Here is a 19126-nt window from a genome sequence, read left to right on the forward strand (position 1 = left end):
ATTCGCTTGTAATTCTAAATTGAGACTAAAAACGAAAATGAATCAATGAAAAATTGCTACTTATTCTCTTTTCTCTTTTTTACGATACTTTGTTTTGGGCAACAAAAACAATTCAATATCAACTGGAATGGCACTGCCGTTTTAGAAACGGGTTACAGTAAAATTGAAATTCCTGTTTTTGATGAAAACCATTATGATTATGATGTCAATAGGGGCTTAACTTATTATACGCAATGGGATAGTAATGGTAGCCAAATTGATGAAAGCTCGGTTGTTGTTACAAATATTTCTTATGAAACGATATCTTCTAGTGATTTAAAGGATTTAAATACTAGTCTTATACCACCAGCTCCGAAATACAAGTTGTATAATACCAATGCTAGAGGGAAGTATAGTCATTACTTCGAATTAAGTCCTATAATAAAAGATCGTGGTGTTTTTAAGAAAATAACAGCCTTTACTATAAACTATAATACACGTTCTAGCCGTTTTACAAACGGAGTAATGGGTGTTACAGAAATTACTAATTCAGTTTTAAGTACGGGACAATGGTATCGTTTTTATATTGAAGACTCAGGTATCTTTAAACTTTCTAAGAGTTTTCTAAACGGATTGGGTATTAATACCAATGCTGTAGATCCGAGAACTATAAAAATTTATGGCAATGGTGGACGAATGTTGCCTCTAGAAAACTCAGAGAATTATCCCTTTGATGTTGTAGAAAATGCTGTAAAATTTGTAGGTGAAGCGGATGGTAGTTTTGATAATGCAGATTATATTCTTTTTTATGGAGAAGGTCCAAAAACTTATAGTGAAGAAAGTAATACCAATTTAAATTTATATACAGATAAGACTTATTATTACGTCAATATTAGTTCGGGTACTGGTAAGCGCATACAAGATATGCCAACAATTGATGCTTCTCCAACGATTGAAATAGATACATTTCAAGACTACCAGTTTTACGAAGTTGATGACTATAACCTTGCGAAGTTAGGTAGACGCTGGTTTGGTGATGATTTTGATATTGAAAACCAAAGATCTTATGAATTTGAATTTCCAAATTTAGTTACAAGTATTCCTGTAGATTTTAGTATTGCTGTAGGTTCGGTTTCAGAAGTGTTAACAACTATGAAAATATCCATCAATGGTACCGAAGCAACTACTTTAGGTTTGAATGCGATAAATCCAGGTTCTGTATTAGGTACTGACGCGTCGTTTAATCAACAAATGAATATATCTTCTGATGTTATTACAGTAGATTTTGATTATAATAATAGTGGTAACCCATCTGCAAATGCTTTTTTAGATTACATTAATATTGAAGCGACAAGAAGCTTACGCTACGAAGGAGAGCAACTGGTGTTTAAAAATAAAGAAGTGATTACCACACCAGGAATTGTACAATATAATGTGGCAAATGCATCGAATGTTCAAGAAATTTGGGATATAACTAATCGCTTTGAGGTGAGTTCGTTTGTTAATTCAGACAACGCCAATACATTATCTTTTAAAGCACAATCTGGAGAAGAACGAACGTATTTGGCTTTCTCTAATGGAAATGTTTATGTGCCTAAAACAGATTCTAGAACTACCGTTGCCAATCAAGACTTAAAAGGAACTATTTTTAATAATTCTCAAGGGGAATTTGAAGATATTGATTATATCATTTTAGCACCTTCACAACTCTTAACGCAAGCAGAACGATTAGCTCAGATTAATAGAGAGCAATATAGCTTAAATGTTAAGGTGGTTGATCTTCAGCTTATTTATAACGAGTTTAGTACAGGTAGCCAAGACATTGCCGCATTGCGAAATTTCGTAAAGTATGTTTATGACAATGCGAGCACGCCAAGTAAACGTTTAAAATACCTTTGTTTGTTTGGTGATGGATCTTACGATTATAAAGATAGAATTAGCAATAATACCAATTTAGTGCCTTCATGGTATACCAATACAAGCTTTAGCCTAACGAGCTCATTTGTTTCAGATGATTTTTACGCCATGTTAGATGATAATGAAGGCGGTATGGTAAATGCTATTGATCGTATGGATATCGCTGTAGGAAGAATTTTAGCAGAAGATGTGCAACGTGCTAAAGAAATGGTCGATAAAATTGAAGCCTATTATTCAGCACAAGCTTTTGGTAGTTGGCGCAACAATATTTTACTTATTTCAGATGATGTTGATGAAGCGTGGGAGCAACGCTTACAACAAACTACTGATGATCTAGGAACAACTTTAGTAGAAGAAAAACCATTTTTGAATGTGGTTAAAATTCATTCTGATGCTTTTGAGCAAGAGTCGTCGTCGGCCGGCAATCGCTATCCTAAAGTTAATGATGCTATAAAAGATGCTATTGAGGTTGGCGCATTAGTCGTTAACTATTTTGGACACGGAGGTGAAGATGGTATTGCTAAAGAACGTATTTTCGATAAAATAGATTCACAAGAAGTTAATAATATTTGTAAGTATAATTTGTTTATTACGGTAACTTGTGAATATACTAAATTCGATGATCCCAACCGAGAAACTGCTGGAGAATATACGTTTTGGAATACCAATGGTGGTTCTATTTCCTTAATAACCACAACGAGACAAATTATTGTATCGGTAGGTGAATCTCTTAATGAGGTTTTAGATGATTATTTATTTGCTTTTGGGTCTAGTGATTACGTGTCTATGGCAGAAGCATTGCGTTTAACAAAAACAGACGGAAATATTTCTGGATCTAGTCAAAAACGATTGGTATTTTTTATTGGAGATCCAGCAATGAAATTAGCCTTTGCGCAACCAGATGTAAAATTAACAAAAGTCAATGATGTAGATATAGCACAACCTGTCGATGTTCTAGAAGCATTGAGTTATGCCAAACTTTCAGGTGAGGTTGTAGATACAAATGGTAACATCCTATCTAATTATAATGGTACATTAACAGCAACTGTATACGATAAAGGAATTGAGCGACAGACCTTGGGTAACGATGGAGTCACAGGAACCGACAGTGAGCTTATTATTATGGATTTTACCACCTTGGGTGAGATTATTTTTAAAGGACAGGCCAGTGTGGTAAATGGTGAGTTTGAGTTCGATTTCATTGTCCCAAAAGATATTGGCATTCCTATTGGTAGTGGTAAAGTGAGTTTTTATGCTCAGGCAACCAATCAACTTTCTGACCAAGCTGGTGCTAGTTTTGATATCGAAATAGGCGGAATTAATGAAGATGCACCAGAAGATAACATCGGACCAGTTATTAATTTATATATGAATGACGAGAATTTTGTTTCTGGTGGCATAACCAATGAATCTCCAACATTATTAGCTAAGCTTCAGGATGACAATGGAATTAATACGGCAAGTGGTATTGGTCACGATATAACGGCTATTATTGATGGAGATGAAACCAATGCTATTGTTTTAAACAACTATTATCAAGCTGATGTAGATGATTATACAAATGGTACGGTATCTTACCCGTTTAGAGATTTAGAACCAGGTTTGCATACGCTTACTTTAAAGGCCTGGGATGTTTACAATAATTCAGCGACATCAGAAATACAGTTTATGGTATATGACGAGGACGAACAACTTGTAATTAATAATGTTCTAAATTATCCCAACCCTTTTGTCGATTATACTGAGTTTTGGTTTAATCACAACAGTTCAGATCCATTAGATGTGTCGGTTCAGATATTTACAGTTTCTGGTAAATTGGTGCGAACTTTAAATGGACAAACGAGTGCAGATGAATGCTGTTCTGATGGTTCTTCATCTTTATCTAGAAATATAGTATGGGATGGAAGAGACGATTTTGGTGAGAAAATTGGAAAAGGAGTCTATGTCTATAAACTAAAAGTAAAATCTAGTCGTTTAAATAAACAGGTTGAAAAAATTCAAAAACTTGTCATACTATAATAATAATTTATATTTGCTAACGAATTAATACGAATGTAGACGTATTAATATTTCAAAAATTGAACATGAAGAAACAAATTATAGCCTTAATGGCTCTTGTTACACTAAGTAACTCTTTTGCCCAAGATGGTACTGTAATATTACCTAATTCTAATGACAGTAGAGTAATTACTACAGGTTTACCTTTTATGTTAATTGCACCAGATGCAAGGTCTGCGTCTTTAGGTGATATGGGAGTTGCGACATCAGTCGATGGGTTTTCTCAACAATACAATCCGGCAAAATATGCATTTTCTGAAACCAAACAAGGAGTGAGTATCAGTTACACACCGTATTTAACCCGTTTAGTTAACGATATCTCTTTAAGTTACGTAACGTATTTTAATAGAATAAACGAATACAGTGCATTTTCGGTAGGACTTAAGTATTTTTCTTTAGGTGAAATTGTATTAACACAAGATGCTAATGACCCAGGAACCGCTGTAAAACCTAATGAATATGCTATTGACGGTGCATATACGCTAAGATTGGGTGATCAGTTTTCTATGGCTGTCGCAATGCGTTACATGAGATCAGCATTAAGAATTGGACAAGTGGATTCTAATGCACAACCAGGAAGCACATTTGGAGCTGATATCACAGGTTATTATCAAAGTGAAGAAGAAGCTTACAATGATTTTAACGGACGTTGGAGATTAGGTTTTGCGATTCAGAATTTAGGCCCTAAATTTAAGTATGACGATGGTGGTGACGATGTGTTTCAACCAACAAACTTAAGATTAGGTGCTGGTTTCGATTTTATCTTTGACCAATACAGTAAACTTGCCGTGACGGGTGAGGTTACTAAATATTTGGTGCCAACGCCTCCAATTTATGGTAAAGAATATAACTATGATGACGAGAATGGGAATGGAGTTTATGATGAAGGTGAAGAGTATGATAATCCTGTTAGCAATACTGATATTATTATTTCGGGTCAAGATCCCGATGTTAGTTTCTTAAATGGAGTGTTTCAATCCTTTGGTGATGCACCAGGTGGATTTAGTGAAGAGTTAAGAGAATTTACTTGGGCATTAAGTGCAGAGTATACCTATCAAGATAATTTTTCATTCAGAACCGGATATTTTAATGAAGCAGATGATAAAGGAGCACGTAAGTTTTTTGCCCTTGGAGCAGGTTTTAAATACACTACTATAAATGTGGATTTATCTTACTTATTCTCAGCCTCTAAAGTTCAAAGTCCGTTAGAAAATACTTTACGTTTTTCACTAACATTTAATTTTGGTGACGGCGAATACGATGAATATTAAATATTTATTACTAACTTGAGATATCAAAAACTATTGTTTACTAAAGCAATAGTTTTTTTGTCTAAACTAAACAGTATCATATGAAGGAAGTCAAAATAGAAACTACATTACAAGTCTACGATGATATACATGAGCTTCCTAAAGCACTTCAAGATTTAATGCGTACGGCTATAGAAGCTAGAGAAAACGCTTATGCACCGTATTCAAAATTTAATGTAGGTGCAGCTATTTTGCTTGATAATGATAGTGTGGTTATTGGAAGTAATCAAGAAAACGCTTGTTTTCCTTCTGGTTTATGCGCAGAACGTACGGCAATCTATTACGCAGGAGCAAAATATCCTAACGCTAAAATTTTAATAATGGCGATTACAGCATCGTCTCAAAACCAAGTTACGGACAAACCTATTCCGCCATGTGGAGCTTGCCGTCAATCTATAGCAGAATACGAAATAAAGCAAGAGCAACCTATAGAAATTTACTTCATGGGAGCACAAGGAAAGGTGATAAAATCTAATTCACTAGCCAATTTATTACCACTTCTTTTTGAAAGTTCAGTATTATAAGGTTTTCGTTGCAATAAATTCAGTAATCTCTTTTTTTTTTACGATATACTACTTCTTCATTATTGTCTAAAGTGTTATTTTTGTTATTCTATTTAAAAGAACTCATCATAAAATGCAAAAAATAACCAAAGAAGTTTACCTAAAGTGGTACGAGGACATGTTGTTTTGGCGAAAGTTTGAAGATAAACTTGCCGCAGTGTATATTCAACAAAAAGTTAGAGGATTCCTACATTTATACAATGGACAAGAAGCCGTATTAGCAGGTGCTTTACATGCTATGGATTTAACGAAAGATAAAATGATTACAGCTTATCGTAATCACGTTCAGCCCATAGGTATGGGAGTAGATCCTAAACGTGTAATGGCAGAGTTGTTTGGGAAAGCAACAGGAACGTCGCAAGGTCTTGGTGGATCTATGCATATTTTTTCTAAAGAACACCGATTTTATGGAGGTCACGGTATTGTAGGTGGTCAAATTCCTTTAGGTGCAGGTATTGCTTTCGGTGATAAATATCACGATAAGGATGCCGTAACCATTTGTTGTTTTGGTGATGGTGCTGCAAGACAAGGCTCATTGCACGAAACCTTTAACTTGGCTATGCTTTGGAATTTGCCAGTTGTATTTGTTTGTGAAAACAATGGATATGCGATGGGAACTTCAGTTGCGCGTACAGCAAACCATACCGATGTATGGAAACTAGGTCTTGGCTATGATATGCCGTCTGGACCAGTAGATGGTATGAATCCTATAAAAGTTGCTGAAGCATTTGATGAAGCTATTCAGCGTGCAAGAAAAGGTGGTGGACCAACATTTTTGGAGGTTAAGACCTACCGTTATAGAGGCCATTCTATGTCTGATGCGCAACATTACAGAACGAAGGATGAGGTTGAAGAATACAAAAAAATTGACCCAATTACTCAAGTTAAAGATATTATTCTTGAAAAGGAATATGCAACAGAAGCAGAATTAAAAGCTATTGACAAAGCTGTTAAGCAGCGCGTTTCAGAATGTGAGAAGTTCGCAGATGAATCTCCATTCCCAGATACCAAAGTTATGTACGATGTTGTATACGAACAAGAAGATTACCCATTTATAGACCACAAAATTAAGTAAGCTATGGCAGAAGTAATAAATATGCCGCGTTTAAGCGACACCATGGAAGAAGGAACCGTTGCCTCTTGGTTAAAAAAAGTAGGTGACAAAGTAGAAGAAGGAGATATTTTAGCCGAAATCGAAACGGATAAAGCAACTATGGAGTTTGAATCTTTTAACGAAGGAACATTACTTCATATTGGTATTCAAGAAGGTGAAACGGCTAAAGTAGATACGCTGTTAGCAATTATAGGAGAAGAAGGTGAAGATATTTCTGGCTATTTAAACGGAGATGCCACATCAGATGTTGCTGAAAAAACGGAGGATACAACACTTGAAACTTCTGAATCTGAAAGTTCAGACGCTGACGATACACAAGAGTTACCAGAAGGAGTTACTGTCGTGACCATGCCACGATTAAGTGACACTATGGAAGAGGGTACTGTGGCTTCCTGGTTAAAGAACGTAGGTGATGAAGTAGAGGAAGGTGATATTCTTGCTGAAATAGAAACAGATAAAGCGACTATGGAATTTGAATCATTCCAGTCCGGAAATTTATTATATATAGGTTTAAACGAAGGTGAGAGTGCTAAAGTAGATTCGTTATTGGCAATTATTGGTCCCGAAGGTACTGATGTATCTAATATTGCTAAAAACTTTAAGTCTGAAGGTGCGGAAGCTAAAAAAGAAACACCTAAAGCTGAGGTTAAGAAAGAAGCACCAAAAGCTGAACCTAAAAAAGTTGAAGAAAAGAAAGAAGCTCCTAAGGCTTCAGTATCTAATACAACATCAACTTCAGGACGTATTTTTGCATCTCCATTAGCTAAAAAAATGGCTAATGAAAAAGGTGTAGATTTAAATCAGGTAAAAGGGTCTGGCGAGAATGGTAGAATTGTAAAGAAAGATATTGAAAACTTTACGCCTGCTGCTCAAAATACTTCGGTTGGAAAATTTGTAGCTACAGGTCAAGAGGATTTTGACGAAGTACCTAATTCAAATATGCGTAAAGCAATTGCTAAAAACTTGGCTAAATCTAAGTTTACAGCACCACATTATTATTTAAATGTGGAATTTGATATGGAAAACGCTATTGCATTTAGACAACAATATAATTCTATTCCAGATACCAAGATTTCATATAATGATATGATTGTGAAAGCTTGTGCTTTAGCTTTAAAGCAACATCCACAAGTTAACTCGCAGTGGTTTGATGATAGAATGCGATTAAATAATCACGTTCATATTGGTGTAGCTGTTGCCGTACCAGATGGTTTATTGGTACCAGTGGTTAAATTTGCAAACGAGCAAAGTTTACCACAAATTGGTGCAGCTGTAAGAGAATTTGCAGGTAAAGCCAGAAACAAGAAACTAGCATTAGATGAAATGGAAGGTAGTACATTTACAGTGTCTAACTTGGGTATGTTTGGTATCGATAGTTTTACATCTATTATTAATCAGCCTAATTCAGCTATTTTATCAGTTGGGAATATAGTAGAAAAGCCAGTAGTTAAAAACGGACAGATTGTTGTTGGTAATACCATGAAGTTATGTTTAGCTTGTGACCATAGAACAGTTGATGGAGCTACAGGTGCACAATTCCTTCAAACATTAAAAGGCTATATTGAAAATCCATTAACAATGGTTGTGTAATAACTAGATAATTAAGGTCTAAGAAAGACTATTAATAATATAATCCTGATTTGATCATTTTTCAAATCAGGATTTTTTTATCTTTAAACGCAAATTATTATTTATGAAAAAAATTATACCATTGTTTATTTTACTTCTTATTTATAGCTGTAAAACCAGTGTACAATCCGACTCAGAGTCAATTACAATTACTGCAGAAGAATTGGAATCTATGGTAACTTATTTAGCGTCTGATGATTTAAATGGTCGTGATACGGGTTCAGAAGGTATTGATAAAGCTGCTAATTATTTAGAAAATCAATTAAAGTCATATAATGTAAAACCATATTTCGAAACCTATAAAGATGAATTTAAAGTTGGTGATTTAGATGCTTTTAACATTGTAGGTGTCATTGAAGGCAATGATTCAGACTTAAAAGATGAATTTGTGATAATTGGTGCCCATTATGATCATATCGGTATTTCAAAGAAAATAGTACAAAACGATTCCATTGCTAATGGAGCAAATGATAATGCTGCAGGCACAAGTTCGGTTTTAGCAATGGCAAAATATTTCGCGGCTAAAAAAAATAATAAACGCAGTTTGATGTTTGTGTTTTTTTCGGCTGAAGAAAAAGGATTACTAGGATCTAAACATTTGGCCAATAAATTAAAATCAGAAAATTTAGATCTTTATACTATGGTGAATATGGAAATGATTGGTGTACCATTTGTAAATAGAGATTATGTTGCCTTTGTAACAGGATATGATAAATCTAATATGGCTAATAAAATGAACGAGTACTTAGGGTCTAATTTGCTTGGTTTTTCAGAAATTTCAAAAAAATATAACTTATTTCGTCAATCGGATAATGCGGCATTTTACGATGAATTTAAACTTCCTTGTCATACTATTTCGTCTTGCGATTTATCTAATTACGATTATTATCATCATGTCGATGATGAAGCTGATAAATTAGATTATAAACACATGGCAAGTCTAATTAATGGGATTATTCCTGGTATAGAGAAAATGAGTAATACAGCAACTAAGGAAATTGTTTTAAAAGATGAGTAAAAATATAATTATTACAGGTACAAGTCGTGGTATAGGGTTTGAATTGGTTCATTTGTTAGCCAATCAAGGACATAATGTTTTAGCTTTATCTCGAAATGCAAAACCAGTGTCTAACCTTAATTTTGATAATATTTCATCCTTTGCATTTGATTTGTGTAATGAAGAAGATTACCAAAATGTGGCGGATTTTGTGAAAAATGAATGGAAACACGTTGATATTTTAATAAATAATGCTGGCGCAATTTTAAATGAACCGTTTGCTGATACCACATTTAAGGATTTTGAAAAAATATATAAGACCAACGTATTTGGTGTTGCAGAATTAACAAGAGTTGTAATTCCGTTTATGAAAAGTAACGGACATGTAGTTACAATTAGTTCTATGGGAGGCATACAAGGTAGTATGAAGTTCGCTGGCTTATCGGCTTACAGTTCTAGTAAAGGAGCTGTGATTACTTTAACCGAATTGTTAGCGGAAGAATACAAAGAAACAGGGCCTCAGTTTAATGTGTTGGCATTAGGTGCTGTGCAAACGGAAATGTTAGCAGAAGCATTTCCTGGGTACAAAGCACCAACAACAGCGATAGAAATGGCAAGGTATATTCAAGATTTTGCATTAACAGGAAATAAATATTATAACGGAAAGGTATTGCAGGTTTCTAATTCTACGCCTTAACAACTATTTAATCGTTTGTATAACGTTGAAGTTTATTTTGCGCTGAAGTTAGTTCAGCTTTTAAATAATCAATTTTTTCTAGAAGGTTGAAGACGGTGTCGATACCTTCATAATTAAGGTGTAATTCTTGGTGTAATCGAATCATTTTTTCGATATCAGCTATTTTATCTTGATGAATACAATTTGTTTTTTCAACCGAAACAACTTCGATAAGTCCATAGTCTTTTAACCCATTAAAAAATGACATTTCTATTTTATAATGGGTACATAAACTAGGTAGTGGTATTAAATGTTTATTCTGCATAGCTATTGTAGTTTTGCCAGTTCTTCAAAAAGTTCTTTTTCTTTATCCGATAGGGTTTTTGGTAATTCAATATTATAAGTAATATACAAATCACCAAACTGTCCTTCTTTTTTATATTTAGGAAAGCCTTTTCCTTTTAATTTTACACGAGTGCCATTTTGAGTTAATGGTTTTATATTTAATTTTACTTTACCGTCAAAGGTATTAACGGTAACGTCTCCTCCTAAAATAGATTTATACAAGTCGATATTTACAGTTTTGTATAGGTTTGCTCCATCTCGTTTAAATTCGGTATTGTTGGTAATGATAAATTCTATAAGTAAATCTCCATGAGGACCACCATTTCTACCTTCTCCTCCTTTGCCTTTAATTTTTATAATTTGACCATTGGTTATTCCGGCAGGTATGGTGAGTCGTATATTTTTTCCGTTAACGGTTAATACACGTTTTTCTGTAGTGTAAACATCTCTTAAATCTAGTTGTAATTGAGCATTAAAATCTTGACCTCTAAATTTTGTTCCTCCACCTCTATAATCAAACCCACCTCCAAACATAGATTCAAAAAAATCAGAGTAATCACTTCCTTCAAATTCTTGTGAACCAGAAGAACGTTGATACTGTTGTTGAGACTGACGCTGCTGTTGTTTTTGGGCTTCTTCATAAGCCTCTCCATGCTGCCAATTTTCACCGTATTTATCGTATTTTTTACGGTTGTCATCGTTACTTAAAACTTCGTTGGCTTCATTAATTCTTTTGAACTGTAATTCCGCTTCTTTATCGTTAGGGTTTAAATCAGGATGATATTTTCTAGCCAATTTACGATAGGCTTTTTTTATATCATTTTTAGTAGCACTTTTATCTACACCAAGTATTTTATAATAGTCAATAAATGCCATAATCTTAAAATCTGAATATAATTTTGAGTATTTATTCAATATTGTCTAGCTAAGTTAACGTTTTTTTATGCCATCATCAAGAGGTGTATTGTTAATTAAAATGTAATATGAAAGGTTTGTTAGAGTATTGAAAATCTGGTGCATTAGAGGTTCTTAATTTTTATATTAAAAGTTAATTAAATGTTAATTCTTATTTTTTATATTTATAAAAAAATAGTGTATGCATAGAAAATTACGTAATCAAACATTCTTTTTAAGTCTCATTTTTATATTGCTTTTTATTGCTGAAAACGGGTTTGCTCAAGAGTTTATACATGTGGAAAATACGGTAGGCTTAGGTGTACTCGAGGAAAATAATGGCGTGGCGGTTGCAGATTATGACGGTGATAATGATTTAGATGTTTTTGTAGTTGCAAAGGCACAGGATGACCCAAATAGTCCCAAAACGATAAGTCGTTTGTTTCAAAATAATAATGACGGCACATTTACAGATGTAACTGATACAGCTGGCTTTGTTAATTTATTGACACCAGAAGATGGCGTTAGTGAGTATTTTGGTTTAGCTGGTTATAAATCGGGAGCATTTTGGGGAGATTATAACAATGATGGTTATCCTGATTTATTCCTAACAAACTCCCTTAAAGTGCAACTCTGGAAAAATTTAGGTGATGGTTCGTTTATCAACATCACTGAAACGGCAGGTTTTCTACCTACCAATTTATGCAGATATACTGGGGCAACTTGGTTTGATTATAATAACGATGGCTTTTTAGATATTTATATTAACGATTGGAATGGCTGTGGAAGTAACATATTCTATAAAAACAATGGAGATGACACTTTTACCGATGTTACAGTCGAAGCCGGTCTATTTACTAGTCAGGGTAGACCAAGTTATACGGCATTACCTTTTGATTTTAATGAGGATGGTTTTATGGATTTATTGGTCTCAAATGACTTAAGTAAAGCAAATTACCTTTATATAAATGACAATGGTAACTCCTTTTCGGATCAAGCTCCACCTTATGGAGTTAATACAATGGGAGATGATATGGGAATAGCCATGGCCGACTATAATCGTGATGGTGATTTTGATATATTTATAACAAACATAGATGAGAATTTCTTCCTAGATAATAATGGTGATAACACATTTACGGAAGTCACTACTGAACTTGAAGTTAATAATACAGGATGGTCTTGGGGTGTTAAATTCTCTGATTTTGATTTGGACGGAGATGAAGACCTATTTATAGTTAATGGCTTCGATTTTGGTAACAGAAATGAAGAGGCTAATTATTATTTTAGAAGTAGTTTTGCTCAAGACGAGGATAAATTTCAGAATGTATCGTCTCAATTAGGACTTAATGAAGTTACAATTAGTGTGGAGGCGATTGACTGGGATTATGATAATGATGGAGATATTGATGTATTTGTTACAAACAGTGATAGACCTTCGTATTTATATGAAAATCGAACCTTAAATTTTGATACTACAGATCCCCAAGTACATTTTTTCAAAGTTATATTAGAAGGTACTGTTTCTAACCGTGATGCTATTGGCACCACGGTCACCCTTACAACAGAAGAGGGAAGTTTAAAGCGATATTATTCTGGTGTTGGGATCTTAAGCCAGAGTTTGCAAGCAGTACATTTTGGATTAGGAGAAGTTACAGATATTACGACTTTAGAAATTCAATGGCCGTCAGGTTTAATAGAAACTTTTAATAATTTAAATGCAGATGTTACAATAAAAGCCACAGAAGGCGAAGGATATGAGGTGTTAGATATTCTCCCAAGTCAAAAGGTTTACGGATGTATTGACCCATTGTCATGCAACTTTAACCCTGATGCTACATTGTCCGATGGTACTTGTAGCTATTTAGAATCTAACGTTATTTTGGGTAACATGTCTTCAGCTTTTTTAAATACTGAAACCTATACTTATGCTATTGGGAATAACTCCATGGCCAATTGGCAGGTTGTTGGTGGCGAGATAGTAAACGGGCAAGGCACCGATACCATTAAAGTGAAATGGCATTTAGAGGAAATTGGTTATTTGTCCGTTATAGAAATAGGTGAGAATTGCAATAGTATTGAGGTTACTGCGGAAGTGAGTTTAGATCTCGATACTTTATCAGAGGATATCTCTATCGCTCGCTTGTGGAATGAAGCCTTATTAGAAGCGATAAGAAGGGATTATGCAAGACCGACAATTCATGCCCGAAATTTGTTTCATTCAAGTGTTGCTATGTATGATATTTGGGCAATTTATGATGAAGTTGCCGAGCCTTACTTAATAGGTAATACAGTGCATGGCTTCAATAATACGCTATCCGATTTTATGCCTCTAGAAAACCTTGAAGAATCCAAAGAAAAGGCAATTAGTTTTGCGATGTATCGTCTGTTGTCTCATCGATTTCAGAATTCACCAAATTTAGACGTCACACAAGCCAGATTCGATTTATTAATGGACAAATTGGGCTATGATACCTCTTTTACTTCACTATTATATGAAGATGGAAATGCAGCAGCTCTAGGGAATTTTGTTGCGCAAACATTAATAGATTATGGTTTACAAGATGGTTCTAGAGAAGCTACAGGTTATGATAATACCTATTATCAGCCAGTAAATTCACCTTATGTTTTAGATTTAGAAAATGATCCCATTAACGACCCTAACCGCTGGCAGCCTTTAAGTTTAGAAACTTTTATAGATCAAAGTGGTAATATTATAGAAGGTAGCGTTCCGCCTTTTTTAAGTCCAGAATGGGGAAATGTTGCGGCTTTTGCATTAACGGATGAAGATAAAGTAACTTATGAAAGAGACGGAAATAGTTTTCATGTTTATCATGATCCTTCTAATCCACCAAATATAAGTACAACGGAATATACCATGGAAAGTGAAGCTTATAAATGGGGTTTTTCAATGGTGTCCGTGTGGCAATCTCATTTAGATCCTAATGATAATGTAATGTGGGATATTTCTCCTAACACTATAGGAAATGTAGATATTAGTACATTCCCTACAGATTATGAAGACTTTTCAGATTTCTATAACTTTTTTGATGGTGGAGCCAATAGTAATGGTCACGCTATTAATCCGTATACAGGCAACCCTTATGAATCTAATATAGTACCACGAGGTGATTATACTAGAGTGTTAGCTGAATTTTGGGCAGACGGACCAGACTCGGAAACACCACCTGGTCATTGGTTTTCTCTTTTGAACTATGTTAACGATCATCCGGCTTTTGAAAAACGTTTTCAAGGTGAAGGTGAAATTTTAGATCCGTTAGAATGGGATGTTAAAGCCTATTTTATTTTAGGTGGAGGAATGCATGATGCAGCAATTTCTGCGTGGAGTATAAAGGGATGGTATGATTATATTAGACCAGTATCTGCACTACGTTACATGGCAGAACAAGGTCAGAGTACAGATCCAACTCGAGATAATTATAGTGTATCTGGCATTGAATTAATAGATGATTATATCGAAATTGTTGAAGAAGGTGATGCGTTAGCTGGAGATAATGGCCAAAATATTGGAAAAATAAAGATGTATACTTGGAAGGGACATGATTATATTGATAATACGGAGACAGATCAAGCAGGAGTTGGTTGGATTTTAGCTGAAGATTGGTATCCTTATCAAAGACCTACCTTTGTAACTCCACCTTTTGCAGGGTATGTCTCTGGGCATTCCACCTATTCGAGAACAGCATCAGAGTTAATGACATTTATAACTGGTGACGAATATTTTCCAGGTGGATTAGCTGAATTTGTAGCGAGAAAAAATGAGTTTTTAGTTTTTGAAGAAGGACCTTCGCAAGATGTGGTGCTGCAATGGGCAACGTATAGAGATGCTTCAGATCAAACTAGTTTAAGTCGTATTTGGGGAGGTATCCATCCGCCAGCTGATGATATTCCAGGTCGGTTTGTAGGACAAGCCGTAGCTGAAGAAGTGTTTGATTTTGCCGTGCCTTACTTTGTTGGTGAAAACTTACATGTAGTTGATTTAAAACAAAATATAGGAGTGTATCCAAACCCAACAACAAATAGAGAGCTACATATTACAAATACCGGAACCGAAGATGTTATTGCGATTTTTGATATGCGAGGACGTAAAATTGAAATCGAAAATAGAAGTTATAATGCAATGACCAATACCACCACTATAAAATTATCTTCTGCAGATATCGGATTGTATTTGCTAAAGGTAAATGTATATTCTAAAATATTTATGGTAAACAATTAATCATTAAAGTTTGTAATGATCGATGATTTCTAATCTTCAGATATCAAGTGTATTCCGAGGATTATAAAAAGACAGTTACAGGCGAATTAAAATAGGGCTTTCTTACGGTTGGGTTATTTATAAGTTATTGTTTATAGCATGGTTTACTTTTAGCCATTTATTACTAATAGACTAATACTTTTGTTTTGATAATGAAAAGAGTTAGAAAATAATAATTTATCCATTATTTTTGTTTCAATGCAAACACCACTTTTAAATTATATACCAAGTGCTGCTCAATCCATGGTTACGGAGCTTTTAACCGATGATAATTTAACCGTAAAAGTAAAAAGCGAACGGAAAACACGTCATGGTGATTATAGAGAGTTACCAAATGGTAAACATCAAATAACCGTAAATTCAAACCTCAATACCTATCGGTTTTTAATGACTTTAATTCATGAAATTGCACATTTCACTGCGTATAAAAAATATGGAAGAGCCATTAAACCACATGGTAAAGAGTGGAAACTCACATTTCAACATTTAATGTTACCTTTTTTAAGGCCTGATATATTTCCTTCAGAATTACTACCATTGTTAGCCAAGCATTTTAAAAACCCAAAGGCGTCTAGTGATACAGATGCAAATTTGTCATTAGCATTAAAACAATATAATGAGGTCAATGATAAGACCTATGTTTTTGAAGTGCCTTTTGGTGAGACGTTTAAATTATATAATGGAAGAGTGTTTAAACAAGGGAAACAAAGAAGAAAACGGTTTGAATGTTTAGAAGTTAGCACAGGAAAGTTATATTTGTTTAATCCTAATGCAGAAGTTGAATTATTAAGTTATGAAGAATAAGAATTATTATGCCATACTAATGGCAGGTGGAGTAGGGTCGCGATTTTGGCCAGTGAGTACACAAGATTTTCCAAAGCAGTTTCACGATATGCTTGGTACTGGTGATACACTAATACAAAAAACCTTTAATCGTTTGGCTCAATTAATACCAGAGGAAAATATCTTTATTTTAACTAACGAACGCTATAACAATCTTGTTTTTGAACAATTACCCAACGTTACTAAAAGACAAGTGGTTTTAGAACCAGCCATGCGTAATACAGCTCCTTGTATTTTATATGCAGCATTAAAAATTCAGAAGGAAAATAAAGGTGCCGTAATGATTGTTGCGCCAAGTGATCATTGGATTGAAGATGAACATGCTTTTACTAATAATGTAAAAACAGCCTTTGATCATTGTGCTTCTAATGATGCGTTAATGACGCTGGGCATTACACCAACTTTTCCTAACACAGGCTATGGCTATATAGAATATGATAAATCTACAACTCAAGATATAAAACCCGTTAATCAGTTTAGAGAAAAACCAGATTACGAAACTGCAAAATCTTTTATAAGTCAAGGTAATTTTTTATGGAATGCAGGAATATTTATGTGGAGTGCTACGTCAGTAATTGCAGCTTTTAAAAGAAATCAGCCAGAGTTATTTCAGTTATTTAATAGTGGTTATGATGTGTACAATACAGAATTAGAAGATAATTTTATTAGAGACAATTATGAGAAGGCAGAAAATATATCTGTGGATTATGCACTAATGGAAAAGAGTGATAATGTCTTTGTGATTCCTGCAAATTTTGATTGGAATGATCTTGGGACATGGGGAAGTCTATATGATAAATTAGAAAAAGACGATGCTAATAATGCTGTTGTAAATGCTAAAACCTTATTAGAAGACACTAATGGGAATATGATTCGTTCTAAAAAAGATAAAGTTGTAGTTATCGATGGACTAAAAGATTATATAGTTGTAGACAAAGACGAAGTTTTACTTATCTTTCCTAAAGCTAAAGAACAAGATATTAAAAAAGTGCTTCAAAATGTGAAAGCCACTTTTGGGGAAGAATACGGTTAGACTATGAGTGAGGAAAATAAATTCAATTTCTCCGAGGACGAGAAAAATTCTCAGATACACAAGGAGAATGTCGTTGAAGAAAAGAAAGCTGCTGTAAAAAAAGATGCTCAAGGCCTGTTTGCCAGTGTGAAAACATTTCTTAATGAGCTCTTAGATTTTAGGGATGATACAGATAGAGATGCTACGATTTCGGCAATCAAAGCGGATATCCCTTTTAAGGGAGCTACGGCTTGGATTTTAATTTGCTCTATTTTTGTCGCCTCTATTGGTCTAAACGCTAATTCCACAGCTGTAGTGATTGGTGCCATGTTAATTTCACCTTTAATGGGACCGATTTTAGGTATAGGAATGTCTATTGCTCTAAATGATATTGATACCTTAAAAAAATCATTAATTAACTTAGCTACAATGATTGTGCTGAGTTTGTTAGCAGCCTATTTGTTTTTTAAGTTTTTCCCTTCTGCCGATATTATGACAAATGAGCTTTTTGGTAGAACAAAACCAGATTTAAGAGATGTTTTAATCGCATTTTTTGGTGGTGCAGCACTCATTATTGCTAGAACTAAAAAAGGAACTATAGCCTCTGTAATATTTGGGGTTGCTATTGCTACAGCACTTATGCCTCCTTTATGTACTGCTGGTTATGGATTAGCACACAATTGGGAGATCTTTGTTGGAGCCATGTATTTGTTTACCATTAATACTATATTTATTGCTTTAGCAACGTTTTTGGTATTGAAGGTTTTACGATTTCCGATGCTTAAATACGCCAATTCAAAAAAACGTAAAAGAATTGCACAACTGGCTTCATTAATAGCTGTTTTGGTAATGGCACCAGCTATTTGGACGTTCATTAATTTTATAACTCAGAGTGGGTTAGAAGGTGATTATGAAAAATTTCTTAAGGAAGAAGTGAAATCTAATAACGAATTATGGTTTCAAAATGCTATTCCACATTGGGAAGATGAGGAAATTATCCTATATTTTAATGGCGAAATCACTGAAGCTACTGTCACAGATTTAGAAAATGAAATTAAGAATTATCCGAAAATTAAAGATTTCAATTTAGTAATAAAAGGTAATAAATACAGAAGTATTGATAAAATTTCGGATGCTTATGATCGTGCGATAAAAGATTTAGATCAGAAAGATTTAATTATTAATGGGCTTCAAGAGCAAATTGAAGATTTAAAATTAAACATTACCAATCTTAATAAACAAATAGAATCCAAAAGCAGCAATCAGAATACAGTTTCCTTTAGCACGTTATCTCGCGATGCGAAGATAAAATTTAGTGATTTAGAGTATTTTGGCTATGCTAAAATGCTAGAATCTAAAGATTTTATTAATATAGATACGGTTACTGTTGCTAATGTGAGATGGAAACTAGAGCTTGAGGATAGCTTGGTATCTATTAAAGAACGCAGTTTACAGACTTGGTTAAAAAACGAGCTTCAGGTAGATACTGTATTTATAAAACGTAACTAGA

At 34.1% G+C, this 19126-nt stretch carries 13 protein-coding genes; 11 read left to right on the forward strand and 2 right to left on the reverse strand.

Annotated elements, in window-relative coordinates:
* Positions 1 to 45: 45 nt before the first annotated feature.
* The 7 genes from porU to C8N41_RS14750 all read left to right on the forward strand — a co-directional run bounded on the left by porU (position 46) and on the right by C8N41_RS14750 (position 10264).
* Positions 46 to 3915, forward strand: coding sequence for a type IX secretion system sortase PorU (gene porU, locus C8N41_RS14720; protein WP_115839843.1), 3870 nt, complete (start codon positions 46 to 48; stop codon positions 3913 to 3915).
* Positions 3916 to 3980: 65 nt separating this feature from the next.
* Positions 3981 to 5225, forward strand: coding sequence for a type IX secretion system outer membrane channel protein PorV (gene porV / locus C8N41_RS14725; protein ID WP_115839844.1), 1245 nt, complete (start codon positions 3981 to 3983; stop codon positions 5223 to 5225).
* Positions 5226 to 5305: 80 nt separating this feature from the next.
* Positions 5306 to 5788, forward strand: a complete 483-nt coding sequence (cdd, locus tag C8N41_RS14730; protein ID WP_115839845.1) for a cytidine deaminase — start codon at positions 5306 to 5308, stop codon at positions 5786 to 5788.
* A 112-nt stretch (positions 5789 to 5900) separates the two neighbouring features.
* Positions 5901 to 6902 (forward strand): pyruvate dehydrogenase (acetyl-transferring) E1 component subunit alpha, encoded by a 1002-nt coding sequence (pdhA, locus tag C8N41_RS14735; protein WP_115839846.1) that lies wholly within the window; start codon positions 5901 to 5903, stop codon positions 6900 to 6902.
* A 3-nt stretch (positions 6903 to 6905) separates the two neighbouring features.
* Entirely contained in the window at positions 6906 to 8531 is a 1626-nt protein-coding gene (locus C8N41_RS14740; protein ID WP_115839847.1) for a pyruvate dehydrogenase complex dihydrolipoamide acetyltransferase, read from the forward strand.
* 103 nt (positions 8532 to 8634) lie between these two features.
* Positions 8635 to 9588, forward strand: coding sequence for a M20/M25/M40 family metallo-hydrolase (locus tag C8N41_RS14745; protein ID WP_115839848.1), 954 nt, complete (start codon positions 8635 to 8637; stop codon positions 9586 to 9588).
* Positions 9581 to 10264 (forward strand): SDR family NAD(P)-dependent oxidoreductase, encoded by a 684-nt coding sequence (locus C8N41_RS14750; protein WP_115839849.1) that lies wholly within the window; start codon positions 9581 to 9583, stop codon positions 10262 to 10264. The genes C8N41_RS14745 and C8N41_RS14750 overlap by 8 nt, the downstream gene beginning before the upstream one ends.
* A gap of 7 nt (positions 10265 to 10271) precedes the next feature.
* Here C8N41_RS14750 and C8N41_RS14755 read toward each other — a convergent pair whose 3' ends face one another.
* Together C8N41_RS14755 and C8N41_RS14760 are read right to left on the reverse strand one after the other, a co-directional pair.
* A complete protein-coding gene (locus tag C8N41_RS14755; RefSeq protein WP_115839850.1) occupies positions 10272 to 10568 on the reverse strand; it encodes a chaperone modulator CbpM in 297 nt (98 codons plus the stop codon).
* Positions 10569 to 10570: 2 nt separating this feature from the next.
* Positions 10571 to 11464 carry a DnaJ C-terminal domain-containing protein gene (locus C8N41_RS14760; RefSeq protein WP_092446731.1) on the reverse strand — a complete coding sequence of 298 codons (894 nt, stop codon included), beginning with the start codon at positions 11462 to 11464 and terminating at the stop codon, positions 10571 to 10573.
* A 220-nt stretch (positions 11465 to 11684) separates the two neighbouring features.
* Here C8N41_RS14760 and C8N41_RS14765 point away from each other — a divergent pair, with 220 nt between their 5' ends.
* The 4 genes from C8N41_RS14765 to C8N41_RS14780 all read left to right on the forward strand — a co-directional run bounded on the left by C8N41_RS14765 (position 11685) and on the right by C8N41_RS14780 (position 19125).
* Positions 11685 to 15722, forward strand: coding sequence for an FG-GAP-like repeat-containing protein (locus C8N41_RS14765; protein ID WP_115839851.1), 4038 nt, complete (start codon positions 11685 to 11687; stop codon positions 15720 to 15722).
* Between the two features lie 237 nt (positions 15723 to 15959).
* Entirely contained in the window at positions 15960 to 16565 is a 606-nt protein-coding gene (locus C8N41_RS14770; RefSeq protein WP_092446733.1) for a SprT-like domain-containing protein, read from the forward strand.
* Positions 16555 to 17637: a mannose-1-phosphate guanylyltransferase gene (locus tag C8N41_RS14775; protein ID WP_115839852.1), complete on the forward strand. Its 1083-nt coding sequence runs from the start codon at positions 16555 to 16557 to the stop codon at positions 17635 to 17637. The genes C8N41_RS14770 and C8N41_RS14775 overlap by 11 nt, the downstream gene beginning before the upstream one ends.
* Before the next feature lie 3 nt (positions 17638 to 17640).
* A complete protein-coding gene (locus C8N41_RS14780; protein ID WP_092446735.1) occupies positions 17641 to 19125 on the forward strand; it encodes a DUF389 domain-containing protein in 1485 nt (494 codons plus the stop codon).
* Position 19126: the final 1 nt, after the last annotated feature.

Origin of the sequence: Winogradskyella sediminis (genome assembly GCF_003387355.1) — a bacterium.
Lineage (GTDB): Bacteria > Bacteroidota > Bacteroidia > Flavobacteriales > Flavobacteriaceae > Winogradskyella > Winogradskyella sediminis.

What these genes read in the sequence shown, in the direction of transcription:
- porU (WP_115839843.1), top strand. Translation starts at nt 46, where the DNA reads ATGAAAAATTGCTACTTATTCTCTTTTCTCTTTTTTACGATACTTTGT.
- C8N41_RS14770 (WP_092446733.1), top strand. Translation starts at nt 15,960, where the DNA reads ATGCAAACACCACTTTTAAATTATATACCAAGTGCTGCTCAATCCATG.
- C8N41_RS14765 (WP_115839851.1), top strand. Translation starts at nt 11,685, where the DNA reads ATGCATAGAAAATTACGTAATCAAACATTCTTTTTAAGTCTCATTTTT.
- pdhA (WP_115839846.1), top strand. Translation starts at nt 5,901, where the DNA reads ATGCAAAAAATAACCAAAGAAGTTTACCTAAAGTGGTACGAGGACATG.
- porV (WP_115839844.1), top strand. Translation starts at nt 3,981, where the DNA reads ATGAAGAAACAAATTATAGCCTTAATGGCTCTTGTTACACTAAGTAAC.
- C8N41_RS14780 (WP_092446735.1), top strand. Translation starts at nt 17,641, where the DNA reads ATGAGTGAGGAAAATAAATTCAATTTCTCCGAGGACGAGAAAAATTCT.
- C8N41_RS14775 (WP_115839852.1), top strand. Translation starts at nt 16,555, where the DNA reads ATGAAGAATAAGAATTATTATGCCATACTAATGGCAGGTGGAGTAGGG.
- C8N41_RS14745 (WP_115839848.1), top strand. Translation starts at nt 8,635, where the DNA reads ATGAAAAAAATTATACCATTGTTTATTTTACTTCTTATTTATAGCTGT.
- cdd (WP_115839845.1), top strand. Translation starts at nt 5,306, where the DNA reads ATGAAGGAAGTCAAAATAGAAACTACATTACAAGTCTACGATGATATA.
- C8N41_RS14755 (WP_115839850.1), bottom strand. Translation starts at nt 10,568, where the DNA reads ATGCAGAATAAACATTTAATACCACTACCTAGTTTATGTACCCATTAT.
- C8N41_RS14740 (WP_115839847.1), top strand. Translation starts at nt 6,906, where the DNA reads ATGGCAGAAGTAATAAATATGCCGCGTTTAAGCGACACCATGGAAGAA.
- C8N41_RS14750 (WP_115839849.1), top strand. Translation starts at nt 9,581, where the DNA reads ATGAGTAAAAATATAATTATTACAGGTACAAGTCGTGGTATAGGGTTT.
- C8N41_RS14760 (WP_092446731.1), bottom strand. Translation starts at nt 11,464, where the DNA reads ATGGCATTTATTGACTATTATAAAATACTTGGTGTAGATAAAAGTGCT.